Origin of the sequence: Pseudomonas triticifolii, assembly GCF_014358015.1 — a bacterium.
GTDB classification, from domain to species: Bacteria; Pseudomonadota; Gammaproteobacteria; order Pseudomonadales; family Pseudomonadaceae; genus Aquipseudomonas; species Aquipseudomonas triticifolii.
Genome location: NZ_JACONV010000005.1, coordinates 42,147 through 55,462, shown reverse-complemented (window position 1 = coordinate 55,462; position 13,316 = coordinate 42,147). Strand labels below are relative to the sequence as shown.

Here is a 13,316-nt window from a genome sequence, read left to right as displayed (position 1 = left end):
GTTACTCCATGAAGCCTTGCAGCTTGAGTTCGATGGAGCGCGGGTTTTCACCCTCGGCAATGGACAGCAGACCTTCAAGCAGCATCTCGCGATAACGCGCCTGGCGGTGGGCAATAGCCTTGAGCTTGTTCGCCACCGGCAGCAGGATCAGGTTGGCCGACGCGACGCCATAAATAGTGGCAACAAAGGCAACGGCAATGCCGCTCCCCAGCTGGCTCGGATCGGCGAGGTTACCCATCACGTGAATCAACCCCATCACCGCACCGATGATGCCCACGGTCGGCGCATAACCGCCCATGCTTTCGAACACCTTGGCGGCCTGGATATCGCGGGTTTCCTGGGTGATGAAGTCCACTTCCAGAATACTGCGAATCGCTTCAGGCTCGGCACCATCGACCAGCAGTTGCAGGCCTTTTCGGGAGTAGCTGTCGGGCTCGGAATCGGCAATCGTCTCAAGGCCCAGCAAGCCTTCCTTGCGGGCCGTCATGCTCCAGCCAATGACACGATCAACACCACCCGGCAGATCGACGCGCGGCGGGAACAGCACCCAGCGAATGATTTTCATGGCGCGCATGAAAGCGCTCATGGGCGATTGCAGCAACGACGCACCCAGCGTGCCACCAATCACAATCAGCGCCGCCGGACCATTGAGCAACGCGCTGAGATGCCCGCCTTCGAGAAAGTTACCACCGATGATCGCAACGAACGCCAGGATAAGACCGATAAGACTCAGTACATCCATCAGAGACACGCCTCGACCAGATGACGCCCTATGTCGTCCAGGCTATAGATCGCGTCCGCGAGCTCCGCCTTGACGATAGCCATCGGCATACCGTAGATCACGCAGCTTGCTTCGTCCTGCGCCCAGACCGTGCTGCCGGCCTGCTTGAGCAAACGGGCACCTTCCCGGCCGTCTGCGCCCATACCGGTCAACACCACGGAGAGCACCTTGTCGCCGTACGACTTGGCGGCCGATCCGAAGGTGATGTCCACGCACGGCTTGTAATTGAGGCGCTCATCACCCGGCAGAATTTTCACCGTGCCACGACCGTCGATCATCATCTGTTTGCCGCCAGGAGCCAGCAAGGCAAGCCCCGGACGCAGCACGTCGCCATCCTCGGCTTCCTTGACGCTGATCTTGCACAGCTTGTCCAGGCGCTCGGCGAACGCCTTGGTGAAAGCGGCAGGCATATGCTGGATCAGCACCAGTGGCGCCGGAAAGCTGGCGGGCAGTTGCGTCAGCACGCGTTGCAACGCCACCGGACCACCCGTTGACGTACCAATGGCAACCAGCTTGTAGGCCTTACGCTTGGGCGCACCCGACGTCGCCGGATGAGCAGGTGCGTGAGACTGAGCCTGCGCAGCATGAAGCGCAGGCGCTGCGGTACGTGGCGCAAAGGTACGGGCAGGCGCAGACGAGGTCGGCGCAGGTGCGGCAGCACGAGCAGCGGGCGCTGCGGCTGGAGCAGCTATCGACGGCGTCGATACCGCACCGGTAAAACGACGATTGCTGCGCGAGATGCTATTGATCTTCTCGCACAGCAGTTGCTTGACCTTCTGCGGGTTACGCGAGATGTCTTCAAAATTCTTGGGGAGAAAGTCCACGGCACCAGCGTCCAGTGCATCCAGCGTGACGCGGGCACCTTCGTGCGTCAGCGAGGAGAACATCAGTACGGGGGTCGGGATGCGCTGCATGATATGGCGAACGGCAGTGATGCCATCCATCATCGGCATCTCGTAGTCCATGGTGATCACGTCAGGCTTGAGTGCAAGTGCCTGCTCTATCGCTTCCTTGCCATTGGTTGCCGTGCCGACAACCTGGATATTGGGGTCCGAAGAAAGAATTTCCGTAACGCGGCGGCGGAAGAAACCGGAATCATCCACCACCAGGACCTTGACTGCCATAAACACTCCAATAGGTGCTGCAGGCAGACCAGGCTGCCCGCAACCCCAGAATCAAATACGCCGTGCGGCGTAACGCTTGAGCATGCTCGGTACATCGAGAATCAGGGCAATGCGACCGTCACCGGTGATGGTGGCGCCCGACATGCCTGGCGTACCTTGCAACATCTTGCCCAGCGGTTTGATCACCACTTCTTCCTGCCCGACCAGTTGATCGACGACAAAGCCGATGCGCTGGGTACCGACAGACAGAATCACCACGTGCCCTTCGCGCTGTTCTTCGTGCGCAGCCGAGCTGATCAGCCAACGCTTGAGGTAAAACAGTGGCAAGGCCTTGTCACGCACGATCACCACTTCCTGACCGTCGACGACGTTGGTGGTCGAGAGGTTCAGGTGGAAGATTTCGTTGACGTTGACCAACGGGAAGGCAAACGCCTGATTGCCCAGCATGACCATCAGGGTCGGCATGATCGCAAGCGTCAGCGGAACCTTGATGACGATCTTCGAACCCTGACCCTTGGTCGAGTAGATGTTGATCGAGCCGTTGAGCTGGGAAATCTTGGTTTTCACCACGTCCATGCCCACGCCACGGCCGGACACATCGGAAATTTCCGTCTTGGTCGAAAAGCCCGGCGCGAAGATCAGGTTGTAGCAGTCGGTGTCGCTCAGGCGATCGGCTGCATCCTTGTCCATCACGCCGCGCTTGACGGCGATGGAGCGCAGAACGTTGGGATCCATACCCTTGCCGTCATCGGAGATCGACAACAGGATGTGATCGCCCTCCTGCTCGGCTGACAGAATCACACGCCCGCCGCGGGACTTGCCCGTAGCCTCGCGCTCTTCCGGCGTCTCGATGCCGTGGTCGACTGCGTTACGCACCAAGTGGACCAGCGGGTCGGCCAGCGCCTCGACAAGGTTTTTGTCCAGGTCGGTTTCTTCACCCACCAGTTCCAGGTTGATCTCTTTCTTGAGCTGGCGAGCCAGGTCACGAACCAGACGCGGGAAGCGGCCGAAGACTTTCTTGATCGGCTGCATGCGGGTTTTCATCACTGCGGTCTGCAGATCAGCTGTCACCACATCCAGATTGGAGACCGCCTTGGACATGGCTTCGTCGCCACTATTGAGGCCAAGACGAACCAGTCGGTTACGCACCAGCACCAGTTCGCCGACCATGTTCATGATCTCGTCCAGGCGCGCTGTATCAACGCGTACAGTGGTTTCGGCTTCCGACGCGGCAGGCTTGTCGCCACCGGCCGCCGGAGCGCGTGCAGGTGCCGGAGCCGCTGCTGCGGGCTTGGCCGGAGCTGGCTCGGCTTTCGCTGCTGGCGCTGGCGCTGGCTTGGCTACAGGAGCTGGTGCTGGTGCCGCAGCTGCTGGCGCAGGTGCTGCCGCCTTGCCGACGACAGCATCAGGCTCGAATTTGCCCTTGCCGTGAAGCTCATCCAGCAGGCTTTCGAATTCGTTATCGGTGATTTCGTCAGAGGCAGCAGCAGGTGCCTTGGCTGCAACGGCAGGCGCGGCAACCGTTGCAGCAATTGCGCCATCGAACGAACCCTTGCCATGCAACTGGTCAAGCAGGGCTTCGAACTCGTCATCGGTGATTTCATCGCTCGCCGGCGCAGCGCTGCCCGCCTTGGCTGTCGCCGCCGGGGCCTGAACCGGGGCGGCGTCAGGGGCGAACTTGCCTTTGCCGTGCAATTGATCGAGCAGGGATTCGAACTCCTGATCGGTGATCTCGTCGCTGGCCGGTGCCTGAGTCACTGGCGCGGCAGCAACGGGTGCGGCAACCGGACTGGACCCGTGCAGCGAGTCGAGCAGTTGCTCGAACTCATCATCCGTGATGTCGTCGCTAGCCGATGACTCGGCGATCGGAGCGGCAGCCTCGACAACCTCTTCCACCACGGGTTCTGCAACCGGTTCTGCAACCGCAACTTCATCGGCAGACTGTGGCTCGGCCAGACGTGCCAGCGCAGCCAGAAGCTCTGGCGTTGCAGGCGTTACGTCCGAACGTTCACGCACCTGACCGAACATGCTGTTGACCGTGTCCAGTGCTTCCAGAACCACGTCCATGAGCTCGGAGTCAACACGTCGCTCACCCTTGCGAAGGATGTCGAACACGTTCTCGGCGATGTGGCAGCACTCCACCAGCTCATGCAGCTGGAGGAAGCCGGCGCCCCCTTTAACAGTGTGAAAACCGCGAAAAATTGCATTGAGCAGGTCAGCATCATCCGGTCGGCTTTCCAGCTCGACCAATTGTTCTGACAACTGCTCCAGAATCTCGCCGGCCTCTACCAGAAAATCCTGAAGGATTTCTTCATCGGCGCCGAAGCTCATGGGGTGCTCCCTATAATTATCCGTCAACAGACCTAGAAGCCGAGGCTCGATAGCAGATCGTCTACATCATCCTGTCCGGATACGACGTCTTCACGTTTATCGGCATGAATCTGCGGACCTTCACCCTTGGCGAGATGTTTTTTAGGATCTTTTTCAGCAAGGATGGATTCTTCGTCATGTTCGATGCCTGCAAAGCGATCGACATGGCTGGCCATGAGCACCAGTTTGAGCAAATTGCCTTCAACTTCAGTGACCAGTTGCGTGACACGCTTGATGACCTGACCGGTGAGATCCTGGTAATCCTGAGCAAGCAGAATGTCATTGAGGTGCGCGGAAACCTCATGGGTTTCCTTCTCGGTACGCGTCAGAAATCCATCGACCCGCTTGGCGAGATCACGGAATTCTTCAGCACCGATTTCGCGGCGCATGAAACGTCCCCAGTCTTCGCTCAACGCCTTGGCGTCGGAACTCAGACCGTTCATGAGCGGCGTGCTTTCCTCGACCAGATCCATGGTGCGGTTGGCCGCATTTTCGGTCAGCCGAACGACGTACGACAGGCGTTCGGTGGCATCTGTGATCTGCGACACCTCCTCGGCCTGAGGCATGTGCGGATCAATCTGAAAGTTGACGATTGCACTGTGCAGCTCACGAGTCAGCTTGCCCACTTCCTGATAAAGGCCGCGGTCGCGTGTCTGGTTTAGCTCATGGATCAATTGCACAGCTTCGCCGAAACGGCCTTTTTCAAGGCTGGTGACGAGTTCCTGCGCGTGTCTTTTCAGGGTCGACTCAAAGTCGGCCATCGAATCAGTGTTATCCATAGCGCCCTCACGGCTTGCATCAGCTATTGACGCGTTCAAAGATCTTTTCGATCTTTTCTTTCAGCGCTTGAGCCGTGAATGGCTTGACGACATAACCGTTCACCCCGGCCTGGGCAGCTTCGATGATCTGCTCACGCTTGGCTTCAGCAGTGACCATAAGCACTGGGAGGCTCTTGAGGCGCTCGTCCTGACGGACCTGACGCAACAGATCGATACCGGACATGCCAGGCATGTTCCAGTCAGTCACCAGGAAATCAAACGCGCCGCTCTGCAGCATCGGCAATGCGGTCAACCCGTCATCCGCTTCCGAGGTGTTGGTAAACCCAAGGTCACGCAACAGGTTTTTGATGATCCGCCGCATCGTTGAGAAGTCATCAACGATGAGGATTTTCATGTTCTTGTCCAATTCGACCTCCAAGCAGTCTTTAACGCGTTCAGCACCTGAACGCGCTGTTCAATCAATACCGGCAATACTGGCACAGCACACCCCCGGCTGTACGAAACGACGACGGGCTTGGCGAAAAGACAGGCACAACCCCTGACCGGCAGAACCTTGAGCACTGCCGACAAGCCTATGCCTTGTCTATCCTGTTACCACGTAACGCTCTGCACAGCCGGCTTGCAGACAACCCGCGGCCTTGAGCCGCGCATTGACTGTCAACGCGCTCGCCACTCCCCCAAACGCCCTCGCAAACGAGCTGCGCACTGGCTGTGTAACTGACTGACCCGCGATTCACTGACCCCCAGGACCTCTCCGATTTCCTTGAGGTTCAGCTCTTCGTCGTAGTACAGCGCCAAGACCAGACGCTCACGCTCCGGCAGATTGGCAATCGCATCGGCCAGGGCGGCCTGGAAGCGCTCGTCTTCCAGGTCCCGTGACGGTTCGAGCGAACCGCTGGCACCATCCTCATGCAGCCCTTCATGATCGCCGTCCTGAAGCAGGTCGTCGAAACTGAAGAGGCGGCTGCCCAAGGTATCATTCAAAATCCCGTAATAATCATCGAGACTTAACTGGAGTTCGGCCGCAACCTCGTGATCTTTAGCGTCACGCCCGGTTTTCGCTTCAATTGCGCGAATTGCGTCGCTCACCATACGGGTATTGCGGTGGACCGAACGTGGCGCCCAGTCACCCTTGCGAACTTCATCGAGCATTGCACCACGAATGCGGATGCCTGCGTAAGTCTCGAAGCTCGCCCCCTTGGTGGAGTCGTATTTGGTCGACACTTCCAACAGGCCGATCATGCCAGCCTGGATCAGGTCCTCGACCTGCACGCTGGCAGGCAAGCGCGCCAGCAAGTGGTAGGCAATGCGCTTGACCAACGGGGCGTAACGCTCGATCAACTCGTACTGGGAGTTACGCGAAGCCTTGCTGTACATCTGGTAGCCGCTCGCAGTCATTGGACAGGCCCCGCGCTGGTCTGGTGAACGAGTCGCTCGACGAAAAACTCCAGGTGACCCCGCGGGTTGGCAGGAAGTGGCCAGGTGTCGACCTTCTGAGCGATGGCTTTGAATGCCAGTGCGCACTTGGAGCGCGGGAAGGCTTCGTACACGGCGCGCTGCTTCTGTACGGCCTTGCGCACGCACTCGTCGTACGGCACGGCGCCCACATACTGCAGCGCCACGTCCAGAAAGCGGTCCGTGACTTTCGTCAGTTTGGCAAACAGGTTGCGACCTTCCTGCGGGCTCTGGGCCATATTGGCCAGGACACGGAAGCGGTTCATGCCGTAATCGCGATTCAACAGTTTGATCAGTGCGTAGGCATCGGTGATCGAGGTAGGCTCGTCGCAGACCACCAGCAGTACTTCCTGGGCCGCGCGTACGAAGCTGACGACCGACTCACCGATACCGGCGGCCGTGTCGATGACCAGCACATCGAGGTTGTCGCCGATCTCGCTGAACGCCTGGATCAGGCCGGCATGCTGGGCAGGCGACAGGTGAACCATGCTCTGGGTGCCGGACGCGGCCGGTACGATACGAACGCCGCCCGGCCCTTGCAGGAGCACGTCACGCAGCTCGCAACGACCTTCTATGACATCGGCGAGCGTACGCTTGGGCGTAAGCCCCAGCAGAACGTCAACGTTGGCCAGACCCAGATCGGCGTCCAGCAGCATGACGCGCCGGCCGAGCTCGGCAAGGGCCAGTGAAAGGTTCACTGACACGTTAGTCTTACCGACGCCACCTTTGCCGCCAGTCACCGCGATAACCTGTACGGGATGCATGCTGCCCATGTTATTTCTTTACCTTGTCTTGCGTAGACCGAAGCCACATTGGGGGCTGCACGTTCGCGAGCGAACAATGCCTGGCAGACCATCGATGCAGGGACATTTCAATGATATCCATCACTTAACCCACCCTTTTGCCAGGTGTGTGATAGAGGTCGGCAAACATATCAGCCATCGCTTCCTCGCTCGGCTCGTCCTGCATCTGGACACTCACTGCACGACTCACCAACTGGTGACGGCGGGGAATGTGCAGATCGTCCGGAATGCGCGGCCCGTCAGTCAGGTAGGCCACCGGTAATTCATGACTGATCGCCAGGCTCAGGACTTCGCCCAGGCTGGCGGTTTCATCCAGCTTGGTCAGAATGCATCCGGCCAGGCCACAACGCTTGTAACTGTGATACGCAGCGGTCAATACCTGCTTCTGACTGGTTGTCGCCAGCACCAGGTAGTTGCGCGCCTTGATACCGCGACCTGCCAGGCTTTCCAGCTGCATGCGCAACGCAGGATCGCTGGCTTGCAGGCCTGCGGTATCGATCAACACCACACGCTTGCGCAACAGAGGCTCAAGTGCCTGCGCCAGCGACTGCCCCGGATCGACGTGAGTAACCGGGACATTGAGGATCCGGCCCAGCGTCTTGAGCTGCTCCTGAGCGCCAATGCGGAAACTGTCCATGCTGACCAGTGCAATATTCTGTGCGCCGTACTTCAGCACATAACGGGCTGCCAGCTTGGCGAGCGTGGTGGTCTTGCCCATGCCGGCAGGACCGACCATGGCGATCACACCACCCTCTTCCAGCGGCTCGACGTCAGGTACGGCAATCATGCGCGCCAGGTGAGCCAGCAACATGCGCCAGGCCTGACGAGGCTCGTCGATATCGGGAATCATCGACAGCAGATCGCGCGACAGCGGACCTGAGAGACCCACGCGCTGCAGACGACGCCACAGGTTGGCCTGCTGCGGGCGGCTGCCTTGCAACTGGGTCCAGGCCAGAGAGCCCAGCTGGACTTCCAGCAGCTCGCGCAGGCCATTCAATTCGGAACGCATCGAGTCGAAGGCGCGTTGTCCGCCAGCAGGCTCGGCAGCCGGGGTCGGCGCGTAAGCGGACGGGCGTGGCGGCTCTTCGAGCGTGGGCTCGATGTGCGTGTCGGCGGCACTGATCGACTTGCCGGAAAACAGCTGAAGATTGACCGAGGCATCGCTGTCGCTGCGGTTGTTCAATTCAGCCTGAGCGGAGACGATGCGCGACTGGGTTTTGCGCAGTTCGTCTTCAAGCTCCATGTTCGGAACGCGTGGGGCCAGGGCCGACAGCTTGTAATCCAGCGCGGCGGTCAACTCGACGCCACCGGCGATGCGGCGGTTGCCAATGATGGCCGCCTCAGCGCCCAGCTCATCGCGAACCAGCTTCATGGCTTGACGCATATCGGCGGCGAAAAATCGCTTAACTTGCATGACTCACTACCTCAGCCGTTGGGCCCGACAGTCGCTACGATGGTAACTTGCTTGTTGTCAGGAATTTCCTGATACGCCAGAACATGCATGTTCGGTACAGCCAATCGTCCAAATCGTGACAGCATGGCCCGAATCGGACCTGCTACCAGGAGTATTACCGGCGACCCTTGCATTTCCTGACGCTGGGCGGCCTCAATCAACGAACGCTGGAGCTTTTCAGCCATGCTCGGCTCAAGAAGAACGCCTTCTTCCTGACCCTGACCAGCCCTCTGCAAACTATTGAGCAATATCTGTTCCAACCTTGGTTCCAGCGTGATGACAGGCAGCTCCGGCTCAACGCCTACAATGCTTTGGACGATTGCGCGACTCAAACCAACGCGCACCACCGCCACCAGCGCGGCGGTATCTTGACTCTTCCCGACGTTATTCGCGATGGCCTCGGCGATGCTGCGGATATCACGCACCGGCACATGCTCGGCCAACAGCGCCTGCAGCACATTGAGCAGCGCCGACAGCGACAGCACACCCGGCACCAGCTCTTCAGCCAGCTTCGGCGAGCTCTTGGCAAGCAACTGCATCAGTTGCTGGACCTCTTCATGGCCGATCAGCTCATGCGAGTGCTTGTACAGAATCTGGTTGAGGTGGGTCGCCACTACGGTGCTGGCGTCTACCACGGTGTAGCCCAGGGACTGCGCCTGGCTGCGCTGACTGATTTCAATCCACACCGCTTCCAGACCAAACGCCGGGTCTCTGGCGGTGATGCCATTGAGCGTGCCGAACACCTGGCCCGGGTTGATCGCCAGCTCGCGATCCGGGTAGATCTCGGCCTCGGCCAGGATCACGCCCATCAGCGTCAGGCGGTAGGCGCTGGGCGCCAGATCGAGGTTGTCGCGAATGTGAACCGTCGGCATCAGAAAGCCCAGTTCCTGGGACAGCTTCTTGCGCACACCCTTGATCCGCGCCAACAGTTGACCACCCTGATTGCGATCCACCAGCGGAATCAGGCGATAACCCACTTCCAGACCGATGATGTCGATAGGCGTCACGTCATCCCAACCCAGCTCCTTGGAGTCCTGGATGCGGGTTGGCGCTGGCAGCAGGTCCTGTTGACGCTGAACCTCGGCCAGCGCCTCGACTTTAACCTGGTTCTCTTTCTTCCATAGCAGGTAAGCACCGCCGGCCGCCACCAGCCCCAGACCGATGAAGGCGAAGTGCGGCATACCCGGCACAAGGCCCATCACGATCATGATGCCAGCGGATACAGCCAGCGCCTTGGGCGAGGCGAACATCTGACGATTGATCAGCTTGCCCATCTCTTCCGAACCGGAAGCACGGGTCACCATGATCGCAGCGGCAGTGGACAGCAGCAGTGATGGCAATTGCGCCACCAAACCGTCACCGATGGTCAGCAAGGTGTAGACACGGCCTGCGTCGCCAAAGGTCATGTTGTGTTGCAGGATGCCGACCAGCATGCCGCCAATGAGGTTGATGAACAGAATCAGCAAGCCGGCAATCGCATCGCCGCGCACGAATTTGCTGGCACCGTCCATGGAACCGTAGAACTCCGCCTCTCCGGCCACTTCAGCACGACGGCGCTTGGCTTCCGGCTGATCGATGAGACCAGCGTTAAGGTCGGCGTCGATTGCCATCTGCTTGCCTGGCATCGCGTCGAGGGTAAAACGTGCGCTCACCTCGGAGATACGCCCGGCGCCCTTGGTGATTACCACGAAGTTGATGATCATCAGAATCGCGAACACCACGATACCGACGACATAGTTACCGCCGATCACCACCTCACCGAAGGCCTGGATCACCTTGCCCGCAGCAGCGTGCCCGTCCTGGCCGTGCAGCATGACCACACGGGTCGACGCGACGTTCAGGGCCAGACGCAGCAGCGTGGCGACCAGCAGAATGGTGGGGAAAACCGAGAAATCCAGTGGCCGCAGGGCGTACACACAGACCAGCAGCACGACGATGGACAATGCGATGTTGAACGTGAACAGCACGTCCAGCAGGAACGGCGGAATCGGCAACATCATCATTGCCAACATGATCAGCAACAACAGCGGCACGCCCAACTGGCCACGGCCCAGGCCTGCGATATTGTTGCGTGCGCTACTGAATATCTGAGAGCGTTCCACTGATTCTTTACCTGCGCACTAGATCAAAACTTTGACGCCTTAGGCGACCTTGAACTGACCTATTGCAAGAACCTGTCCAACTTTACCAAAGCCAGTGATTGCAGGCGCAAAACGCAAAAAAAGAGGTGCCAGGCACACATTTCGGGAAGCGATCGGCTTATTCAGAAGGTATGCACGCGACGGGACTGACGCTATCGCCGGCAAGACGCCTGCGAACGTCCGATGTTGACGGCGAAACCGTGCGCGATCAGGAATCGCGCTGCAGGTCTGGCGGGATCGTGATGTCGCCCAGCGGATCGGGCCGCCTGCCCTGCCCCGCATGGTACTGACGGATCTGGTACACGTAGGCCAACACCTGCGCCACGGCCAGATACAGACCTGCCGGGATCTCCTGATCCAGCTCGGTGCTGTAATAGATAGAACGCGCCAGGCCAGGCGACTCCAGGATCAGGATCTGGTTGTGCGCGCCGATCTCGCGGATCTTCAGGGCCACAAGGTCGGTACCTTTGGCCAGCAGCATCGGCGCACCGCCCTGCTCGGGATCGTATTTGAGCGCCACGGCAAAGTGGGTCGGGTTGGTGATGATGACGTCCGCCTCAGGGATCGAAGCCATCATCCTGCGCTGGGACATCTCGCGTTGCAGCTGGCGAATGCGCTGCTTGATCTCGGGACTGCCTTCGCTGTTCTTGTGTTCGTCACGCACTTCCTGCTTGGTCATCAGCAGTTTCTTGTGTGCTTCCCACAACACGAATGGTACATCGGCGGCGGCAATGAATATCAGACCGCAGGCCATCCAGAAGCTGCTCCAGCCCACCACCTGCAGGCTGTGAATGATGGCCTGCTCCAGCGGCTCATGGGCGATGGCCACCAGGTCGTTGCGCTCCTTGCTCAACACCACCAGCGCGACCGCCAGGATGATCAGAAATTTGGCGAACGACTTGAGCAGCTCGACCAGCGCATGGGGCGAGAACATGCGCTTGAGCCCCGCTGCCGGGTTCATCCGACTGAATTTAGGGGCCAGCGACTTGGTTGCGAACAGCCAGCCGCCCAACATGATCGGGCCGACCAGCGCGGCAACGAGCATGGCAATCAGAAACGGCAGCACGACCACCAGGGCGTGCAGACCGGAACTGAGCAACGCCTTGCCCATGTAGTCCTGATCCATGATCGTTTCGCGGGTGATGGTGAAGTTGTCGCGCATCAACTCAAACATCATTTGCGCAATGCCACCGCCAAACATTAACAACCCGCCCGCGCCCATCAGCATCACCACCAGCGTGGTCAGCTCCTTGGAACGCGCAATCTGACCTTCGGCCCGGGAGTCCCGGACCTTTTTATCCGTGGGGTCTTCTGTCTTGTCCTGGCCATTCTCGTTTTCAGCCATCTCAACGAGCCCTCACCATGTCGCGCACCCTTTGCAGGGCCTCGACGGCCATGGGCTGGTACTGATTGAGAATGTCGCCCATGGTCATCCATAGAATGACCATGCCCAGCACCAGTGTCAGCGGAAAACCAATGGAAAAGATATTGAGCTGCGGTGCAGCGCGCGTCATGACGCCGAACGCGATGCTGATGACCAGCAGTGCAGTGATCGCCGGCAGCACCAGCCTCAGGCCCGAACTGAGCACCCAGCCAAGCCCGTTCGCCAGTTCCCAGAAATTGTTGACCAGCAGACCGCTGCCCACCGGCATGGTCGTAAAGCTCTCGACGAGGATTTCCAGCACCACCAGATGGCCGTTCATGGCCAGGAACAGCAGCGTCACGAGCATGGTGAAAAACTGCCCGATGGTGGCGGAGGAAACGCCGTTGGTGGGGTCGACCATGGACGCGAAGCCCATCCCCATCTGCATAGAGATGATCTGCCCCGCCACTACAAAGGCGTGAAAGAACAGCTGCAGCGAGAGCCCGAGCCCGGCACCGATGATGATCTGCTCGCCGATCAGCAACAACGCACTGAGATCGAGGGCTTGCACCGGCGGCATCGCTGGCAATACCGGCGCCACGACCACGGTGACGGCAACCGCAAAGTAAAGACGCACACGCCGGGGGACCAGCGTGGTACCGATGATCGGCATGGTCATCAGCAAGGCAACGATGCGAAACAGAGGCAGCATGAAGCTTGCGACCCAGGTACTGATCTGGATGTCGGTCAGCGCCAGCATCGGCTGCACGCAGCGTTAACCGATCAGTGTCGGAATACTGTTGTACAGCGACAACATGTATTCCATGAAGATTTTCAACAGCCAGGGGCCGATCACGATGAGCGTCACCAACATGACAATCAGGCGCGGCAGAAAGCTCAGGGTCTGTTCGTTGATCTGGGTGGCCGCCTGAAACATGGCCACCAACAGACCGCAGATCAGGCTCGGCACCACAAGAATCGCCACCAGCACCGTGGTCAGCCACAACGCTTCACGAAACAGATCGACCGCTACTTCCGGCGTCATCG

General features: G+C 59.4%; 12 protein-coding genes. All 12 read right to left on the bottom strand.

Going from position 1 to position 13,316, the window contains the following annotated elements:
* Position 1: 1 nt before the first annotated feature.
* Positions 2-742 (bottom strand): flagellar motor protein, encoded by a 741-nt coding sequence (locus H8S56_RS10425; RefSeq protein ID WP_024689496.1) that lies wholly within the window; start codon positions 740-742, stop codon positions 2-4.
* Positions 742-1,905: a protein-glutamate methylesterase/protein-glutamine glutaminase gene (locus H8S56_RS10420; protein WP_187518586.1), complete on the bottom strand. Its 1,164-nt coding sequence runs from the start codon at positions 1,903-1,905 to the stop codon at positions 742-744. Before H8S56_RS10420 ends, H8S56_RS10425 begins: the two co-directional genes overlap by 1 nt.
* 51 nt (positions 1,906-1,956) lie before the next feature.
* Positions 1,957-4,236 (bottom strand): chemotaxis protein CheA, encoded by a 2,280-nt coding sequence (locus tag H8S56_RS10415; protein WP_187518585.1) that lies wholly within the window; start codon positions 4,234-4,236, stop codon positions 1,957-1,959.
* A gap of 32 nt (positions 4,237-4,268) precedes the next feature.
* Complete coding sequence (locus tag H8S56_RS10410; protein WP_024689499.1) at positions 4,269-5,054, bottom strand: protein phosphatase CheZ; 786 nt, start codon at positions 5,052-5,054, stop codon at positions 4,269-4,271.
* Positions 5,055-5,073: 19 nt separating this feature from the next.
* Entirely contained in the window at positions 5,074-5,448 is a 375-nt protein-coding gene (locus H8S56_RS10405; protein ID WP_161627625.1) for a chemotaxis response regulator CheY, read from the bottom strand.
* A 263-nt stretch (positions 5,449-5,711) separates the two neighbouring features.
* Positions 5,712-6,452 carry an RNA polymerase sigma factor FliA gene (gene fliA, locus H8S56_RS10400; RefSeq protein ID WP_002554271.1) on the bottom strand — a complete coding sequence of 247 codons (741 nt, stop codon included), beginning with the start codon at positions 6,450-6,452 and terminating at the stop codon, positions 5,712-5,714.
* Entirely contained in the window at positions 6,449-7,282 is an 834-nt protein-coding gene (gene fleN, locus H8S56_RS10395; RefSeq protein ID WP_003412391.1) for a flagellar synthesis regulator FleN, read from the bottom strand. The genes fliA and fleN overlap by 4 nt, the downstream gene beginning before the upstream one ends.
* A gap of 115 nt (positions 7,283-7,397) precedes the next feature.
* Positions 7,398-8,726 carry a flagellar biosynthesis protein FlhF gene (gene flhF / locus H8S56_RS10390; RefSeq protein ID WP_122695970.1) on the bottom strand — a complete coding sequence of 443 codons (1,329 nt, stop codon included), beginning with the start codon at positions 8,724-8,726 and terminating at the stop codon, positions 7,398-7,400.
* Between the two features lie 11 nt (positions 8,727-8,737).
* A complete protein-coding gene (gene flhA, locus H8S56_RS10385) occupies positions 8,738-10,867 on the bottom strand; it encodes a flagellar biosynthesis protein FlhA (RefSeq protein ID WP_187518584.1) in 2,130 nt (709 codons plus the stop codon).
* A 247-nt stretch (positions 10,868-11,114) separates the two neighbouring features.
* Complete coding sequence (gene flhB, locus H8S56_RS10380) at positions 11,115-12,251, bottom strand: flagellar biosynthesis protein FlhB (RefSeq protein WP_024689502.1); 1,137 nt, start codon at positions 12,249-12,251, stop codon at positions 11,115-11,117.
* Position 12,252: 1 nt separating this feature from the next.
* Positions 12,253-13,029: a flagellar biosynthetic protein FliR gene (fliR, locus tag H8S56_RS10375; protein WP_187518583.1), complete on the bottom strand. Its 777-nt coding sequence runs from the start codon at positions 13,027-13,029 to the stop codon at positions 12,253-12,255.
* 15 nt (positions 13,030-13,044) lie between these two features.
* Positions 13,045-13,314 carry a flagellar biosynthesis protein FliQ gene (gene fliQ / locus H8S56_RS10370; protein ID WP_024689504.1) on the bottom strand — a complete coding sequence of 90 codons (270 nt, stop codon included), beginning with the start codon at positions 13,312-13,314 and terminating at the stop codon, positions 13,045-13,047.
* Positions 13,315-13,316: the final 2 nt, after the last annotated feature.

Bases quoted from the DNA above. Each gene is read 5' to 3' on its own strand.
- H8S56_RS10425 (WP_024689496.1), bottom strand. From the start codon at position 742: ATGGATGTACTGAGTCTTATCGGTCTTATCCTGGCGTTCGTTGCGATC.
- H8S56_RS10420 (WP_187518586.1), bottom strand. From the start codon at position 1,905: ATGGCAGTCAAGGTCCTGGTGGTGGATGATTCCGGTTTCTTCCGCCGC.
- H8S56_RS10415 (WP_187518585.1), bottom strand. From the start codon at position 4,236: ATGAGCTTCGGCGCCGATGAAGAAATCCTTCAGGATTTTCTGGTAGAG.
- H8S56_RS10410 (WP_024689499.1), bottom strand. From the start codon at position 5,054: ATGGATAACACTGATTCGATGGCCGACTTTGAGTCGACCCTGAAAAGA.
- H8S56_RS10405 (WP_161627625.1), bottom strand. From the start codon at position 5,448: ATGAAAATCCTCATCGTTGATGACTTCTCAACGATGCGGCGGATCATC.
- fliA (WP_002554271.1), bottom strand. From the start codon at position 6,452: ATGACTGCGAGCGGCTACCAGATGTACAGCAAGGCTTCGCGTAACTCC.
- fleN (WP_003412391.1), bottom strand. From the start codon at position 7,282: ATGGGCAGCATGCATCCCGTACAGGTTATCGCGGTGACTGGCGGCAAA.
- flhF (WP_122695970.1), bottom strand. From the start codon at position 8,726: ATGCAAGTTAAGCGATTTTTCGCCGCCGATATGCGTCAAGCCATGAAG.
- flhB (WP_024689502.1), bottom strand. From the start codon at position 12,251: ATGGCTGAAAACGAGAATGGCCAGGACAAGACAGAAGACCCCACGGAT.
- fliR (WP_187518583.1), bottom strand. From the start codon at position 13,029: ATGCTGGCGCTGACCGACATCCAGATCAGTACCTGGGTCGCAAGCTTC.
- fliQ (WP_024689504.1), bottom strand. From the start codon at position 13,314: ATGACGCCGGAAGTAGCGGTCGATCTGTTTCGTGAAGCGTTGTGGCTG.